The sequence below is a fragment of the Parabacteroides sp. AT13 genome, assembly GCF_002272965.1.
In the GTDB taxonomy this organism is placed as follows: domain Bacteria; phylum Bacteroidota; class Bacteroidia; order Bacteroidales; family Tannerellaceae; genus Parabacteroides; species Parabacteroides distasonis.
The window spans coordinates 2,109,070-2,126,448 of record NZ_NQMH01000001.1 but is presented as its reverse complement, the minus strand read 5'-3'; the positions used below and the strand labels follow the sequence as shown (position 1 = coordinate 2,126,448).

The window sequence follows — 17,379 nt, the reverse complement described above, 5'->3', positions numbered from 1 at the left end:
AAAAAATCAGAGGATTATGGATATTTCACTTCGTACTAAGCAACTGAACAGTCTTTTCTCTTATGACAAAAAGACTGAATTGGAAGAGAGCCATCTGGAGATCATCCCGTTTCGCTTCACCCAGACCCGTGGCGCCAGCGAGATCGACGAGTTCCAGAAGGGACTTACCCCCACCGGATTCTGTCCGATGACAGACGATCGTATCCAAGAGAACAAATCTTTCTCGTATGCCATATTCACGCCCTCGGGACGTAAAAAGAATAATGAGGCGATTATCCTGTTGCATGGCCTGAACGAGCGGACTTGGGAAAAATACCTCACATGGGCGGAATACCTCACCCATACGACCGGTAAGCCGGTCATCCTGTTCCCGATCGCTTTCCATATGAACCGTACCCCGGGATTATGGGCCAATCCCCGCGCGATCCTCCCTTGGGTAAGCAAACGCAAGGAGGAGGTAGCGAACGTGACGAACTCCACCTTCGCCAACGTGGCCCTCAGCAGCCGGCTATCCCAAAACCCGTTACGCTTTTACGCCTCGGGCAGAGAATCCGTTTATAATATGTGGCAATTGGTTCATGAGATCAAGAACGGCGAGCATCCTTTGTTCAAGGAAGATACGTCCATCAACTTATTCGCTTATTCCATCGGGGCGTTACTCTCGCAGGTCTTGTTATTAGCGAATCCGGACAAGATGTTTACGGACACCCGTTTATTCATGTTTTGCGGTGGCTCCATCTTCAGTGAGATGGATGGCAACGCCCGTGATATCATGGACAAGGAGGCGTTCGCCAAGGTACGCCATTACTTCCGGCATGATTTCTTGGAGAATCGTACGCTTCCCACCTCGTTCAAGAATGATTTTCTGGAGCAAGCCTTTAAGGCCATGGTACGTGAGGATGTGTTACGAGATTACCGGGAGTCGTTCTTCCAACGGGCTTGCGATCGTATTCGGGCGATCTCATTGAAAAAAGATATCGTTATGCCTACTGGCGGGGTGATCAAGGCTTTAGGAAAAGCGTCCGGCAAGATATTGGAAGAACTGGATTTCCCGTTCGCTTACTCCCATCAAATCCCCTTCCCTACACACTCCCGTATCGATCCGGGCCTGATCAACCAAGCCTTTCATTCCATATTCACGAGGGCGGCGGCGTTTCTCTAAAGAGATCACAAATTGTGACCTCAAACACTCATATTCTTTTTTAGTTCATGCAGGTACAATAAAAAATCGCTAAATAACTAATATTACGTTATTTAGCGATCATCCGTCGTGGTCCCACTTGGGCTTGAACCAAGGACTCCCTGATTATGAGTCAGGTGCTCTAACCAACTGAGCTATAGGACCTGTTCAGAGCTAGGCTCTGAAATCGGGTGCAATATTACGATTTATTATCGAGATATGCAAATGTTAAAGGGAAAAACTTATTTTTCCGCACTTTCTTCTCCGGCGAACTCCATCAAGTATGCTTTGATGAAATCGTCGATCTTTCCATCCATCACACCGTTCACGTCGGAAGTCTGGTAGTTCGTACGATGGTCTTTTACGCGACGGTCATCGAATACGTAACTACGGATCTGCGAACCCCACTCGATCTTTTTCTTTCCGGCCTCCACCTTGGCCTGCTCGGCCATGCGATGCTGCAACTCCTTATCGTAAAGGATGGAACGCAATTGACGCATAGCGTTCTCACGGTTCTTGGGTTGGTCGCGAGTCTCGGTATTCTCGATCAAGATCTCTTCTTCCTCACCTGTATACGGGTCCTTGAACTGATAACGCAAGCGAACTCCGGATTCCACCTTGTTCACGTTCTGTCCTCCGGCGCCGCCCGAACGGAACGTATCCCAAGAGATAGCCGCCGTCTCTACCTTTACCTCGATCGTATCATCCACCAACGGGGTGACGAATACGGAGGCGAAAGAGGTCATTCGTTTACCTTGGGCGTTGTAAGGAGATACACGTACCAAACGATGCACGCCATTCTCGCTCTTTAGATAGCCATAGGCATAATCGCCCTCAATATTGAAGGTCACGGTCTTGATACCGGCCTCATCCCCTTCCTGATAGTTGGCGATAGAGATCTTATAACCGTTATTCTCAGCCCAACGCTGATACATACGCATCAACATGGAAGCCCAATCTTGGCTCTCGGTACCACCGGCACCCGAGTTGATCTTGAGCACGCAGCTCATTTGATCAGCCTCGTCGCGAAGCATATTGCGGAACTCCAAGTCTTCCAGTAAATGAAGGGCCTTCTTATAAGCCGCGTCCACCTCTTCCTCGGTGATAATCTCTTCCTTTACATATTCGTAAGCCAACTCTAGCTCCTCAGCCGCCGCATGTACCTCACCGTAAAGCTCGATCCATTTCTTTAGCTCCTTTACTTTCTTCATCTGGACTTCCGCGCGTTTGGCGTCTTCCCAGAAACCGGGGTCTTGCGTACGTAGCTCCTCCTCTTCTAACTGAATGGTCTTGCTATCGATGTCAAAGATACCCCCTCAGCGCCTTATCGCGCTCCAACACGTCATGTAGTTGGTCTGATGTGATCATATGTTCTTTTCTTTTTTAAATTTACCGCGAAGATAAGAAATAGTTGATAGCCGACAAACTCGTTATTCCTCGTACATCGCCTCTATCTCGGTAGCGTACTTCTGCAATACGACCGGACGGCGCAACTTTAGCGTATCCGTCAGCTCGCATCCCATCATGAAAGGTTCCGGCAACAAGGTAAAGCGCTTGATCTTCTCGTAAGAAGCCAAGTTCTTCTGGTGCTCCTCTACCCTAGCCTCGATGAAACGAATGATATCCTTGTTCTTCACCAACTCCTCCCGGCTCTCGAACGAGATGCCTTTTTCCCCGGCATACTTCTCCAACAATGGATAAGCCGGCACGATCAAGGCGCTCACGAACTTACGTTGATCGCCGATAACAGCGATTTGCTCGATATAATTATCACCGCTCATCACCATCTCGATCGCTTGCGGGGCGATATATTTTCCGTTTGAAGTCTTATACAAATCCTTGATTCGTTCCGTAAAGAATAACGTATTACCCTCCAAACGACCAGCGTCGCCGGTACGGAAGAAACCATCTTCGGTGAAAGCCCTCTTCGTCTCTTCCGGTTTATTATAATATCCGGACATCACGGTCTTGCCTTTCACCAAGATCTCGTTATTCCCCGGATCTATTTTCACTTGAACTCCCGGCATTACCTCACCAATAGAACCAAACTGGAATCCGATCTCCGGGTAGAAACAAACCGTAGCCGTCGTCTCGCTCAGTCCATAACCATAAGCGATCGGGATATTCACGGACTGCAAGAACTCATTAACCGTATCCGATAACGGAGCGCCCGCCACCGGGAAAAACCGTCCACGCTCAATACCCAATACCCTTTTCAATAAGGTGAAAACCGTTTTATTGTAAAATTGAAACTTCAACTTCAAACCACACGGGGCCGGAATACCTTTATTCTTATACTCCAGATTATACTTTCGCCCGGTCTCGATAGCATCCAAGAAAATCTTCTTCATGGCCGGAGAGGCGGAGTTGATCTTCTCGTGTACGCCCGCATACACCTTCTCCCAGAAACGAGGCACATTGCACATCAAAGTAGGATGAACCTCCGGCAATGTCTTCTGGATCATTTTCGGGTCTTGGTTGATAGCGATCGTAACCCCTTTATGGAGACAATAATAGCACCAAGCTTTCTCGAAGATATGAGTCATTGGCAAGAAACTCATGGATAGATCCTTGTCGGTTACCAGAGGCAGACGGACATCATGTATCCGCATCGCCTCCAGATAGCAAGAATGAGGAAGCATTACGCCTTTCGACTCACCTGTCGTACCGGACGTATATATAATGGTAGCCAGATCCTCCGGAACGGCTTCCGTCATACGTATTTTCACCGTGCTCTCCGCATGCGCGTTATCCCCCAAGCGCAAGAAATCATCAAAATAAATGGACGTCTTATCTTCCGGATTCATCTTGACCGCCGGATCAAAGACAACCAGACGCTCCAGATACTTAGAGTCCTTCTGTACCTTGAAAGCGTTATTATACTGCAATTGCTCACCCACGAACAACGTGCGGATCTTAGCGTCATTGATGATGTACTCGATTTGTCCCGGAGAATTCGTCGCGTACATCGGGATGGAAACCACCCGGTTACCATACGCACCGAAGTCCGTATATAAACACTGAGGCATATTCTGGGAATAAACTCCGATATTCTCTTGTACCTTTATCCCGAACTCAGCCATCGCCTTGGCCGTAAGCATAACTTTATCGGAAAACTCCCTCCAAGAAATCTTCAACCATTTCCCCGTAGCGTTATCTCTATGTTTCAACGCTGTACGGTTCCCATATTTCTCTGCCTGACGGTGTATTAACTCGGCGAAATGATAATAAATCATAATTCCTTATTTTGAATTGATACCGCGAAAGTACGCTTTTCTCTTCTAAAAGACACGACATCAGTCCTTTTTTTACACATAATTGCTCTTTTTGTGCAAGTATTCGGTTAAATAATAATAATTCATAGTAGCATGTATTGCATAGTACATATGTAATACATACATTTGTAGCATAAAATTAAAAGAGATGAATGCAGAGAACGTAAAATCACAAATGAGGAAAGGGACGCTGGAATATTGCATCCTCCTGCTTCTCAAAAAAGAACCCGCTTACACCTCTGATATCATTCAGAAGTTACAAGAAGCGAAGTTGATCGTTGTGGAAGGCACTTTATATCCTCTTTTAACCCGACTAAAAAATAGCGAGCTATTAAGTTATCAGTGGATAGAATCTACGCAAGGACCGCCACGCAAGTATTACCAACTGACCGAGAAAGGAGAACTATTCCTCGGCGAGCTGGAGACTTCATGGCAGGAACTAAATGATACAATAAACCACATCAGAAACAATTAAAACGAAAGAGTGATGAAGAAGACACTTACTGTTAATCTGGGAGGCACAGTTTTCCACATTGACGAAGACGCATACCAATTATTAGACAAATATCTGTCGAACCTGCGTATCCACTTCCGCAAAGAAGAAGGTTCGGATGAGATCATGGATGATTTCGAGATGCGTATCTCGGAGCTTCTTAACGAGCGTATCCGCTTAGGCTACGAAGTCATCACGATCGAGCAGGTAGAGGAAGTGATCAAACGGATGGGTAAGCCGGAAGAGATTTTCGAGGAGGAAGAGAAAAGCACCGACCACGAGGATAATTACCGGACGCAACAACAGGAGACTCATGCCCAGACGACCAAGAAACGCTTGATGCGTGACCCGGACAACCGTATTCTGGGAGGTGTCGCCGGAGGTTTCGCCGCCTACATGGATTGGGACCCGACTGCCGTACGTATCGTGCTTTTCCTTCTGATGTTCTTCTATGGAATCACGGTTCCGCTTTACTTCTTGTTGTGGATCATAGTACCGATGGCACGCACGGCGACCGAGAAACTCGAGATGCGCGGGCAAAGCGTGACGGTGGAGAATATCGGAAAGACCGTGACAGATGGATTCGAGAAAGTCAGCAATAACGTGAACGACTTCATCAGCTCGGATAAGCCGAGGAACTTCTTCCAAAAGCTGGCGGATGTTTTCGTTCTGGTCATCGGGTTCATCTTGAAGTTTTTCATCATATTAGCCGGAATCTTCTTGTTGCCGCCGCTAGTACTAGTCGTATTCATTCTGGTAGTCGTAACATTCGCTTTGCTCATGGGTGGAGCCGGATTCATCTATAATCTCTCTCCGTTCGGAGCGGACTTGATAAACGGAGCACCGCTGTCAATGGCAATCATGGGATGCATAGGGACGATCTTATTCATCGGCATCCCCATATTCTCCCTGATATACGCGATTTGCTGCCAATTGTTCAAGGTACGTTCCTTACCGACGCAAGCAAGATGGATATTATTAGCCTTATGGCTTATCTCCCTTGTATTATGTGGCGTATATATCCATCAATCCGGTATGCTATATGACTGGCATGATTACTGGAACGGTGTACACGGTTGGAACAGGCATGCCGTTTGGCTCCCCTAATCCTATTCGAAGATGTAAGATGAAGATATCAATTTAGTAGTTTATAATGTTTATTGTGTGTTTAAAAAAAGAAGGCCGCTCTGTCACAGAGGGGCCTTTCTTCTAAGGTTAACAAATTTATGAGTAAAAACCACTAATGAATCATATTAATGATTTGCTGTCCCCTTTGCATGATATTGTCACGCATAAAACAGCGGGTACAAATATAACCAATTTTTTATAATTAAAAAATTATATTCAATTATTTGAATTCTTTTCTAATCTTAGCGGCGATCTCGGCCAATTCTTCTTGACTTACAGCCAATTTCTTCCCGCCGAAATACATATCGGACTCCTTCGTGATAGGAATCAAATGGATATGCGCATGGGGCACTTCCAAACCCATGACAGCCAATCCTACACGCTTACACTCGATAGCGGTCTCTTGAGCACGAGCTACCCGTTTAGCGAAAGCTACCATCCGTCCCAGCATCGGATCATCGATATCAAAGATATAATCGACCTCCTTCTTAGGAATTACCAAGGTATGCCCCAAGGCTACCGGATTGATATCGAGGAAAGCAAAAAACTCATCGTCTTCCGCAACCTTGTGGCTAGGGATCTCACCCGCCACGATTCTACTAAAAATAGTTGCCATACGTCTTTCTGTTTTTAAATTGAAATATCCATAATCTCAAACGTCATCAAGCCGGAAGGCACACGGATCTCAACGACATCCCCTACCTTCTTTCCCATCAAACCTTGGGCGATCGGCGTGCTTACGGAGATCTTTCCTTCTTTTAGGTTAGCCTCCGAATCCGATACCAACGTGTAGGTCATGACAGCGTTATTCTTCGTATTCTTAATTTTCACCTTGTTCAAAATCTGAACCTCATCAGTTTTCACACGACTCTCATCGATCAGACGGGCGTTTGAGATCAAACCTTTTAACTGCGCAAGCTTAGCCTCCATGATACCTTGAGCCTCTTTGGCGGCATCGTACTCAGCGTTCTCGGATAAGTCACCCTTATCCCTCGCCTCAGCGATCTGGGCTGATATTTCAGGGCGCTTCACGGTCTCCAAATAGTTGATTTCAGCTAAAATCTTATCGTAGCCGTCCTTTGTCATATAACTAACAGCCATACTAAATCCTCCTTATTCTTTATATTAATATTGATTGATTATCGCATAATAAAAAAGAATCCCGACCAAGTCATATGGCCGGAACTCCCCTTTTTTATCATTTCAAGACTCCGCAAAGTTAGGTTATCTTTCTAAGATGAACAAGTTTACGAAAGTGCTTTATAACATATAAATCTGATGATTAAATCATGAACAATTTACAATACGGACTTGATGTCAGCCTCAAGTTTCTTCACGTCGTCCACCCGTTTAACCAAGTTTCCCTTGCGATCCAAGATAAAGATCGCCGGAAGCTGTTTCACGTTATACAACGCTGCGGTCTGAGAGTAAACCGACTGTGGATCACGCACGCAAGCCCAAGGTAAATTAGAAGCGGCGTTCTTCCAGAAGTGAAGATCACTATCCAAAGAGATCTGGTAAATCTCCAAGCCCTTATCGTGGTACCTCGTATATAAATCGCCAAATTCCATATTCAAGGCAGGAGACCATTCGGACATATAGGCCGTGAAGTTGATCAACACCACCTTACCTGTAGCGACAGAAGACAATTTCGTGTTTTCCCCATGTACATCCGGCAACTCGATATCCAAGAAACTAACCTCTTTCTTCTCCACCTTATCCAAGTCCATCGGGCGCTGGCTACGAATCACCTTTATCGATTGAAGAGCCAAGTTATACAGATGCTTAGCACGAGGGCTTTCCGGATAATAGTGATCGAAGCTGGTGGCTACGGCGCCATAAGCCTTCGAGTCGTTCTTGTCATACAAATCGAAGAACAGCAAGCCGTCAATTTGCTGGAACAAGGCAAAGTAAGCGGCAGCGGACATCGGGGCGGAATAAATATACTTACGAGCCACGTCCTTATAAGCCTCGGCGGCCTCGAGCACCTGGCGGGAATATACGGAATCCGCCAACAGACCGGACTCAGATTCTTTCCGTAAACGATGGATCGCTTGGTTCGCATCTAATTGAGCCAAAGTAATATTCTTGATCGCCTTGCAATTCTCTGAGCCCTCCACGCTATAAGAAGTAGCGAAAGTCCCGGCATCGGCCACGAACGAGATCGTCTCCGTAGAATCTACCGAGAAGTTGATCAATTGGTTATTCAGACGCAAGCGATAAAAATCCGGGAATGCCGGACGAGGCTTCGTAAAGCTGAATTTACCGGCCGCCGTCAGTTTTACGGAGTCCATCAACTCTACCGTCGACACACCTACATTCTCCAGATACATCATCTGGCCGTCTGCGCCGGACACTACACCTTCCACCGTAAAATCAGAATTCTTCTTACAAGCCGTGAACAAAAGCAACATAACACACAGCACAGCTAGTAAATTCGTAGATATTTGTTTCATTATTCCAGTTTGTCTATATTACTAATCCGGTGCAAATATACATTATTTTACAATTGTGGCACTATTATTCCGTATTTCTTCAAGGCTTTTTTCAAAAAAAGTGCTTTAAGACTGTTATTTCTTTTCATTTTCATGCAATTACAGGTAAACTTTCATTACATTTGCACCAATTTTTGACAGATAGAAAAATAAGAAAAAAGATTATGCTTAATCCAATTAACAAGACGATCGAGTTAGGTGATGGAAGAACCATTACCATCGAAACCGGGAAATTGGCCAAACAGGCGGACGGAGCGGTTACCGTTCGTATGAACAACACCGTGTTGCTCGCCACTGTTTGTGCCGCTAAAGACGCGAACCCGGGTGTTGACTTCATGCCGTTGCAAGTAGAATACAAAGAGAAATACTCCGCTTTTGGACGTTTCCCCGGAGGTTTTACAAAAAGAGAAGGAAAAGCTTCTGATTATGAAATCCTCACATCTCGTTTAGTAGACCGTGCGTTGCGTCCTCTTTTCCCAGACAACTACCACGCTGAGGTATATGTAAATATTATATTGTTCTCCGCTGATGGCGAAGATTTGCCGGACGCATTAGCAGGTTTGGCCGCTTCCGCCGCTTTGGCAGTTTCTGATATTCCTTTTAACGGACCGATCTCTGAGGTTCGCGTAGCTCGTACGGATGGAAAATACATCGTCAACCCAACTTCCGCAGAATTGGAGAAAGCTGATATCGACATCATGGTTGCCGCTACCATAGACAACATCATGATGGTTGAGGGTGAAATGAACGAGGTTCAGGAATCTGAGATGCTTGAGGCTATCAAGGTCGCTCACGAGGCTATCAAGGTACAATGCAAGGCTCAATTGGAATTATCCGAGGCTTGCGGCAAATTGGTAAAACGTGAATATTGCCACGAGGTAAACGATGACGAGTTGCGCAAGGACGTACACGACAAATGTTACGCCAAGGCTTACGCCGTAGCCACATCTGGTAGCGGCAAGCACGAACGCAGCGAGGCATTCGAGAAAATCGTAGAAGAATACAAGGCTCAATTCTCCGAGGAGGAGTTGACGGACGAGAAACTGGAAATGATCGGTCGCTACTATCACGATGTAGAGAAAGAGGCTATGCGCCGTGCCATCCTTGATGAGGGTAAGCGTTTGGATGGTCGTAAGACTACCGAGATCCGTCCGATCTGGATCGAGACAGATTGCCTGCCGGGTCCTCACGGTTCCGCTATCTTTACACGTGGAGAGACACAGTCTTTATCTACGGTAACTTTAGGTACGAAGTCTGATGAGAAAATGATAGACGACGTATTGAACCATGGATACGAGCGTTTCCTTTTACATTATAACTTCCCCCCATTCTCCACAGGCGAGGCCAAAGCAACACGTGGCGTAGGCCGTCGTGAGATCGGACACGGCAACTTGGCTCACCGTGCGCTGAAACGTATGATCCCGGACAACTATCCGTATGTAGTACGTGTAATCTCCGATATCTTGGAGTCTAACGGTTCTTCTTCTATGGCTACGGTTTGCGCCGGTACCTTGGCGTTGAGAGACGCAGGTGTCCCGATGAAGAAACCGGTATCCGGTATCGCTATGGGATTGATCTCCGAGAACAAGGGTACGAACTACGCGATCTTGTCTGATATCTTAGGCGACGAGGATCACTTGGGTGATATGGACTTCAAGGTAACGGGTACGAAAGACGGTATCACGGCAACTCAGATGGATATCAAGGTAGACGGTTTGTCTTACGAGATCCTTGAGAATGCTTTGGCTCAAGCTAAAGAGGGTCGTATGCATATCTTGGGCAAGATCTTGGAGGCTCAACCGGAAGCTCGTGAGGATTTGAAACCTCATGCACCTCGTATCGAGACGATGATTATCGGTAAGGAATTCATCGGTGCGGTAATCGGCCCGGGCGGTAAGATCATCCAAGGTATCCAAGAGAAAACGGGAGCTACGGTATCTATCGATGAGGTAGACGGCGTAGGAAAGATCGAGATCTCCGGCACGAATAAGGCTACGATCGACGCGGCTGTCAAGGCGATCAAGGCTATCGTCGCTGTTCCTGAGATCGGAGAGGTTTATGAAGGAAAGATTTCCTCTATCATGCCTTATGGTGCATTCGTTGAGTTCATGCCGGGTAAGGATGGTTTGCTTCACATTTCCGAGATCGATTGGAAACGTCTGGAGACCGTTGAGCAAGCCGGCTTGAAGGAAGGCGATACGGTTTCTGTCAAGTTGGTTGATATCGATCCGAAAACAGGCAAGTTCAAACTTTCCCGCAAGGTATTGCTTCCGAAACCGGAAGGTTACGAGGAACGTCCGCCAAGACCAGAAAGAGGTGAGCGTGGACCTCGCCAAGATCGTGGAGACCGTGGTCCTCGTCAGGATCGTGGTGATCGCGGACCTCGCAGGGAGTACAGAGACTAAGATAAGGTCTTATACATTATATATTATCCCGGGTAGATTAAACACTATCCGGGATTTTTTTATCAAATCATCTACCACACCTACAACTATAGCTATAATCAATTGGTCATAAGTTATTTATCGGGTGGTGGTAGATAAATAGCATCTACCACTATTGGCTCGTATCTACAACCATTTACTACTTTTCAATCACAAAACACCACCGTCCCCTACTCGCCAACCGTATTATTAGTCCTATCTTTTTCAAGAAGCGACCGAAGACGGAGACATTGCTTAGCCGGCAAGCTATCTATTTGGTCATGCTTCATATATCATCTAAAAAACTGATTAATTGACATTTATAGTTTTTCTTGGTATAAAACAAAAGTTTTCCGCTATGGAAACATTTGTTTCCTCATGAGGAAACCTTAGTTTTGTGCTTACGAAACTTTAGTTTTCCCTAGGAGAAACTATTTGTTCGCCTAAGGGAAACGCTTTTCTCATGCCGGAAAAGTCAGTACTACTTACTTATCCATGGGATATATACTGCAAGTGGCATAGAAGATATACTGCGTTGGCAAGGTAAGTACTACTGATAATTTAGGATCATGTTGCCAAACATGCCTTTTGAGGGATAACGCTTCTCTTATGCCTTACGGTACGTTCGTTGAGTTTATATCGGGCAAGGATGATCTGCTTCACATTTCCGAGATCGGCTGGAAGCGTCTGGAGACCGTGGTCCTCATCAAGATCGTAATGATTGCGGGCCTCGCAGGGAGTACAGAAACTAAGATAAGGTCTTATACATTAATATATAATCCCGGGTAGATTAAACGCTATCCGGGATTTTATTTTATAGGACGTTACCATCTCCTAAGAAGTTCTTATATCTCGTTCTCCCAACGAATTTAGTCTTTATACTCCGTCGAACGATGTATCAAATGACCTATTAAAACTTATAGGCTACACCTGCCGCCAAAGCAAATTGCTGGAAATCCTTCGTAAGCTGGTATTTCCCTTCGGCACTTACATAAAAAGACGAGGAAATCGGATATTCCACACCAGCTCCAATATTTCCCCCAAATTCATTAGTCATGAAATGAGTATAAGTGACTCCCAGCAAAGGATAAACCTGCCATGTGTTTTTTATCGGAAATAAATAATGTACATCCGCACTAACCACATAAGAGGTACTACTGGCAAAATAGCAATCGAAAGAAGGCGACAAACGAATATGATCCGTTGCGTTCCAATTGAACTCAGCACCTAAGCGAAACGACTCAAAACTACTTGCTGTGCCGTAACCCACATTTATCCCGACACTTTTCTCTCCTTGTTGGGCAAAAACACTCAATATTTGTGTACACAAGCCCACGCAACTCAACAAAGTCAAAAGTAAAATTCTTTTCATCCCATTCATTTTTTGACTGCAAAAGTATCCGATAAGGTTGGATTCGGGGCTAAAACACTGTTCGCTTTTTGTTCGCTTTTTGTTCGCAGAGTTGTATAAGGCTAAAGACCAGCGATTAATTCATCCAGTTCATTCGGGGTTCCATCCTCTCCCTTTATTTTTTTATAAAGCCGTTTACGGGATGAGGATACGGAGGGTTTGGAGCGACCCAAGATTTTTGCCATATCAGTTACCTTGACTGATATCTTTATCAAGTAACAAATCCGGAGTTCTATCAATGACATTCCCGAGTATAGCTGATATAGACGATTCGTAAAATTATTGTATGTCTTATCTAACTCCTTCCGTAAAGCATTCCAATCTTCTTCCCTGATTATCTGATCTGCCTCATTCGTGGAATGGAATTTCATATAGATATCCGAATGCCTTAAATCCGACTCTAACAAATCACGCTCGGTACGCCGCAACTGTATTTGTTCATTGGTCACTTGCAAAAGTTCTTTTCGCACATGAAGCAATGAATTTGTATCTTCATGGTCTTTAGATAGTAAGGTTCCCAATTCATTCAATTTCGCGTTATTCGCTTCTACATATTGAAAACTTCTCTCATATTGTTCTTGCTTTTCCCGCTGAAGCGCCTCAAACTGCCTAGCCAACCGCTCTTTCTGCCGTTTCAGTCTATATATAAACAATAAGGTTATCGAAAGCCCCAATCCGAACAAGGATAATATCCGGTAAATACGAATCTGCATCCGGTCATTCTCGCCCTTTAGCCGTAAATTCTCAGTTTCCCGCTTTTGATAATTATATAAAGAGGTCATTTTACGGATTTCCTCCGAATCGGTTATCTTGCGGATGGAATCTTGCACTTGCTGGCCAAGACGGACATAGCGAATAGCCTCCCGATAATTCAACCGACGCTCATACAAAAGCGACAAGTACTCATAAATAGCGTCTCTAACATGTAAGTTAGGACTATCCAGGCACTTTCTTAAATAGTAATCGGCAGAATCCAATTTATTGAGTTCTAAATAAGTATTCCCCAAAACCGAATAAGTAGGATACATATTCCGGTCTACGGAATCTTTTAATGATTCAGACAAACATTCCAAAGCTTTATCATACATTACCAATTCCCGGTAAAGATCACCCAGCTCAGTCAATATACCGGAATATCGATGTCTATTTCCTGTTTCATTCGCTATAATTGCCGCTTTTTGAAAATAGAGAAGCGCACTGTCATTCTTATCGACCATATCATATACTCGGGCAATATCTCTCAGCACAAGAGAAAAACTAGTACTATCTCCTTTCAGTAATTTATACTCAGCCGCTTTCTCATACATACGGATCGCCTCTTCATATACATTCTGATAATCATAAAGCATCCCCATCTGCGAATAGACATTGGACAATAATCGGTACTTTCTCGTATCCCCCGCCACATCCAATGCCTTTTGGAAATACTTCAACGCTTCCGGGGCATCATTCAAATCCCGGTAGACACGGCCCATATAGTAATAAGACTCTAGTAATTTGTCTCGATCGCCATATGTCTCATAGAAAGCGGTGATTCGTTTGATCAAAGAATCAGAAGTATGCCGGACATACATCTTATCATTGACCTTCAAGTCGAGCAAGTCATAATACATACGCTGTTCCTCATCAAAGGACGAAAGGCTATCCCGCAATCGATCCAACAAAGGGCGGGCTTCCTCCGGATTTGTATCCGCAAGGGATTCGATCCGTGACAGGGTAGCGGGGTAAGGCTTCCCCCGATGATCGCAAGCATAAAAAGCCGAGATCAAGACCGACATCAAGAGGATGTATATACGAGGCATTGGAAATCTGTTTTATCACTTAAACGCAACAAAGGTAAAAAATTAAAGTGTAATAGTTTCATTGATATTTATACAAACTTTTGAAAGCCAATACGCAAAGTACGCTACGACCGGATACTTACAGGTTTTGCTTTTTACTCTTAACAAAAAAACACCAGATTTGCTTTTTGCCCTTAACAAATCCATGTACTTTTTGCTATCTATCTTGAATAAATCGTATATTTGTCATTCATTCAATCAGCGTATGGATAGTCTATTTATTAAACAAGAACGATTACTGGCACAAACGAGTACCCATATCATAAGGGAACTCATGAACCAAATTCACTGGGATAATCCTCTGATCGCCATCAGAGGATCAAGGGGTGTCGGAAAAACAACACTCATGTTGCAATACATCAAACTGAATTTCCAGCCGGGAAGCAGGGAGGTACTTTATTGCACGCTCGACAGCATCTATTTCAGTAATCACACCCTATCTGAACTGATTGAGCGGTTCTATTTGCAAGGAGGAAAACAATTATTCCTTGATGAAGTACATAAATATCCCACTTGGAGTAAAGAGATAAAAGAGGCCTACGACCTGTATCCATCTCTACGAATTGTTTTTAGCGGTTCTTCCCTATTGAATATATTGAATGCGGATGCCGATCTTTCCAGACGTTGCCTACCATATAATATGTACGGACTTTCCTTCCGGGAATTTCTCATGTTCTATAAGCAAATTGATATACCTGTCTATTCCCTACAAACGATACTGGAAAATCCGGGAAACATTTGCCGGGAAATAAATGAGAAATGTCGCCCCGTACAAATGTTTAACGAATATCTCCACGAAGGGTATTACCCCTTTTTTACGGGTAACAGAGAAGATTATTATATTAATATCGAGAATGTGGTCAATCTCATTATTGAGCAGGAACTCCCGTTGCTGTGTGGCGTAGATCCTGCCTATACACGGAAGCTAAAGGCTTTGATGGGTATCTTAGCTACCTCTGTTCCTTATGAGCTGGACATCACGAAACTAGCGGGAATGATCGGACTTTCCCGAAACTCTGTCATCAATTACTTACAGAATTTGGACAAGGCGGAATTGCTCAAGTTATTGTACTCGGATTTACTATCTGTCAAAAAGATGCAAAAACCGGATAAGATTTACCTACAGAATCCCAACCTATTGTACGCCATAGCTTCCGCTCCCGTACAGATCGGGACGGCAAGGGAAACTTTTGTCGTCAACCAGTTATCCGTAAATCATAACGTGGAATATGGAAAAACAAAAGGTGACTTTATCGTAGACCATGCCTACACCTTCGAGGTAGGAGGAGCGGATAAAACATTCAAGCAAATAGCGGATCTCCCCGATTCCTTCATCTTGGCTGACAATATGGAGTTCGCCACCGGCAAGAAACTACCGCTGTGGATCGTGGGATTAACCTATTAAAAAAACACGTACGACTTTTTTTTTAGAAAAAAGCGGTATCCAGCTTGCCGCCGGATACCGCTTTTCATTTATCTTTACCGATCAAGGAATCAGCAACGAGGCTTGATCTGCTTGAAGAAGTCATTACCCTTGTTATCTACCAAGATAAATGCGGGGAAGTTCTCTACCTCGATCTTCCAGATCGCTTCCATACCCAATTCCGGATATTCCACGCACTCGATGCTCTTGATATTGTTCTGAGCCAGGATAGCCGCAGGGCCACCGATAGATCCTAGGTAGAAACCGCCGTGATTCTTACAAGCGTCCGTAACTTGCTGGCTACGGTTACCCTTCGCCAACATGATCATGCTACCGCCATGGCTCTGGAACAAGTCAACGTATGAGTCCATACGACCCGCGGTCGTCGGGCCCATAGAGCCACAAGCCATACCTGCCGGAGTCTTAGCCGGGCCCGCGTAATAAATAGGATGATCCTTGATGTATTGGGGAAGATCCTCGCCACGATCCAGACGCTCCTTCAACTTAGCGTGAGCGATATCACGGCCCACGATGATCGTTCCGTTCAATGACAAACGAGTAGATACTGGATATTTATCCAATTCCTTCAAGATATCCGCCATCGGTTGGTTCAAGTTGATCTTGACAGCGTCGCCCTCACCCGCTTGACGAAGTTCCTCCGGAATCAATTCGCCGGGATGGCTATCCAACTTCTCGATCCAGATACCTTCCTTATTGATCTTACATTTAATATTACGGTCCGCGGAGCAACTTACACCCAAACCTACCGGGCAAGAAGCGCCATGGCGAGGCAAACGGATGATGCGAACATCATGTGCCAGATATTTACCACCGAATTGAGCGCCCAAGCCAATATTCTGGGCGGCGGCCAATACCTCTTTCTCCAACTCCACGTCGCGGAAAGCACGGCCACCCTCGCTACCGGTCGTAGGCAAGCTATCATAGAAACGGGTAGAAGCCAACTTCACCGTCAATAAATTCTTCTCAGCGGAAGTACCGCCAATCACGATCGCTATATGATACGGAGGACAAGCGGCCGTACCCAATGTCTTGATCTTCTCTACGAGGAAGGGAACCAATGTACCCGGATTCAAGATCGCTTTTGTCTCTTGGTATAAATAAGTCTTATTGGCGGAACCACCTCCTTTTGTCACGCAAAGGAACTCATACTCCATGCCTTCCGTAGCCTCGATATCGATCTGGGCCGGCAAGTTACATTTCGTATTTACCTCATCGTACATATTCAGCGGAGCGTTCTGGGAGTAACGAAGGTTCTCTTCCGTGTAGGTCTTGTAAACACCTAAGGAAAGCGCTTCTTCATCACAGTAACCGGTCCAGACCTGCTGGCCCTTCTCGCCGTGGATAATAGCCGTACCGGTATCTTGGCAGAAAGGAAGTACGCCTTTAGCCGCTACCTCGGCGTTGCGAAGGAATGTCAAGGCCACGTACTTATCGTTGTCCGTAGCTTCCGGATCGCTTAGGATCTTAGCGACCTGCTCGTTGTGAGAACGGCGAAGCATGAATGATACGTCGCGGAAAGCGGCGTTAGCCATAGCGGTCAAACCTTCTTTAGCGACTTTCAAGATCGGTTTTCCTTCAAACTCAGAAACGGAAACATAATCTTTTGTAAGCAAATAATACTCTGTTGTGTCCGGTCCCTTTTGGAACATCGGCTCGTAGTGAAACGGAGGTGTTGCCATATCTTTAGAA

General features: G+C 45.2%; 13 protein-coding genes and 1 tRNA gene. 5 read left to right on the top strand and 9 right to left on the bottom strand.

Going from position 1 to position 17,379, the window contains the following annotated elements; all coding sequences use genetic code 11:
• Positions 1-16: 16 nt before the first annotated feature.
• Positions 17-1,162, top strand: a complete 1,146-nt coding sequence (locus tag CI959_RS08840; protein ID WP_005860835.1) for a DUF6051 family protein — start codon at positions 17-19, stop codon at positions 1,160-1,162.
• A gap of 109 nt (positions 1,163-1,271) precedes the next feature.
• Here the strand turns inward: CI959_RS08840 and CI959_RS08835 are convergent.
• From CI959_RS08835 to CI959_RS08825, 3 genes are all read right to left on the bottom strand, one after another.
• Positions 1,272-1,345, bottom strand: a tRNA-Ile gene (locus tag CI959_RS08835).
• Positions 1,346-1,422: 77 nt separating this feature from the next.
• Positions 1,423-2,548, bottom strand: a protein-coding gene (gene prfB / locus CI959_RS08830) for a peptide chain release factor 2 (protein ID WP_121956209.1) whose coding sequence is annotated in 2 segments (ribosomal slippage) — positions 1,423-2,484 and positions 2,486-2,548 — 1,125 coding nt in all. Because the reading frame shifts where the segments join, the coding sequence is not laid out codon by codon here.
• Between the two features lie 62 nt (positions 2,549-2,610).
• Positions 2,611-4,416: a long-chain fatty acid--CoA ligase gene (locus CI959_RS08825; protein ID WP_005860830.1), complete on the bottom strand. Its 1,806-nt coding sequence runs from the start codon at positions 4,414-4,416 to the stop codon at positions 2,611-2,613.
• A gap of 187 nt (positions 4,417-4,603) precedes the next feature.
• Between CI959_RS08825 and CI959_RS08820 the strand changes: the two genes are divergently transcribed.
• Both CI959_RS08820 and CI959_RS08815 read left to right on the top strand, forming a co-directional pair.
• Positions 4,604-4,930, top strand: a complete 327-nt coding sequence (locus CI959_RS08820; RefSeq protein WP_057317559.1) for a PadR family transcriptional regulator — start codon at positions 4,604-4,606, stop codon at positions 4,928-4,930.
• A gap of 12 nt (positions 4,931-4,942) precedes the next feature.
• Entirely contained in the window at positions 4,943-6,055 is a 1,113-nt protein-coding gene (locus CI959_RS08815; RefSeq protein WP_057317558.1) for a PspC domain-containing protein, read from the top strand.
• A 241-nt stretch (positions 6,056-6,296) separates the two neighbouring features.
• On the opposite strand, the gene CI959_RS08810 is transcribed toward CI959_RS08815, so the two are convergent.
• The 3 genes from CI959_RS08810 to CI959_RS08800 all read right to left on the bottom strand — a co-directional run bounded on the left by CI959_RS08810 (position 6,297) and on the right by CI959_RS08800 (position 8,532).
• Entirely contained in the window at positions 6,297-6,692 is a 396-nt protein-coding gene (locus tag CI959_RS08810; protein ID WP_005860824.1) for an HIT family protein, read from the bottom strand.
• Positions 6,693-6,706: 14 nt separating this feature from the next.
• On the bottom strand, positions 6,707-7,177 hold the full coding sequence (gene greA / locus CI959_RS08805; RefSeq protein ID WP_005860822.1) for a transcription elongation factor GreA: 471 nt from the start codon (positions 7,175-7,177) through the stop codon (positions 6,707-6,709).
• Positions 7,178-7,374: 197 nt separating this feature from the next.
• Positions 7,375-8,532: a TlpA disulfide reductase family protein gene (locus CI959_RS08800; RefSeq protein ID WP_005860820.1), complete on the bottom strand. Its 1,158-nt coding sequence runs from the start codon at positions 8,530-8,532 to the stop codon at positions 7,375-7,377.
• Between the two features lie 203 nt (positions 8,533-8,735).
• On the opposite strand from CI959_RS08800, the gene pnp reads away from it, so the two are divergent.
• Positions 8,736-10,976, top strand: coding sequence for a polyribonucleotide nucleotidyltransferase (pnp, locus tag CI959_RS08795; protein ID WP_005860818.1), 2,241 nt, complete (start codon positions 8,736-8,738; stop codon positions 10,974-10,976).
• 928 nt (positions 10,977-11,904) lie between these two features.
• On the opposite strand, the gene CI959_RS08785 is transcribed toward pnp, so the two are convergent.
• Positions 11,905-12,366, bottom strand: coding sequence for an outer membrane beta-barrel protein (locus tag CI959_RS08785; protein WP_005860816.1), 462 nt, complete (start codon positions 12,364-12,366; stop codon positions 11,905-11,907).
• A 101-nt stretch (positions 12,367-12,467) separates the two neighbouring features.
• A complete protein-coding gene (locus CI959_RS08780; RefSeq protein WP_009276680.1) occupies positions 12,468-14,207 on the bottom strand; it encodes a tetratricopeptide repeat protein in 1,740 nt (579 codons plus the stop codon).
• Between the two features lie 244 nt (positions 14,208-14,451).
• On the opposite strand from CI959_RS08780, the gene CI959_RS08775 reads away from it, so the two are divergent.
• The gene (locus CI959_RS08775; protein WP_029257263.1) at positions 14,452-15,651 is read left to right on the top strand and encodes an ATP-binding protein; all 1,200 of its coding nucleotides are present in this window, start codon (positions 14,452-14,454) and stop codon (positions 15,649-15,651) included.
• A gap of 89 nt (positions 15,652-15,740) precedes the next feature.
• Here CI959_RS08775 and CI959_RS08770 read toward each other — a convergent pair whose 3' ends face one another.
• Positions 15,741-17,369, bottom strand: a complete 1,629-nt coding sequence (locus tag CI959_RS08770) for a fumarate hydratase (protein WP_005860810.1) — start codon at positions 17,367-17,369, stop codon at positions 15,741-15,743.
• Positions 17,370-17,379: the final 10 nt, after the last annotated feature.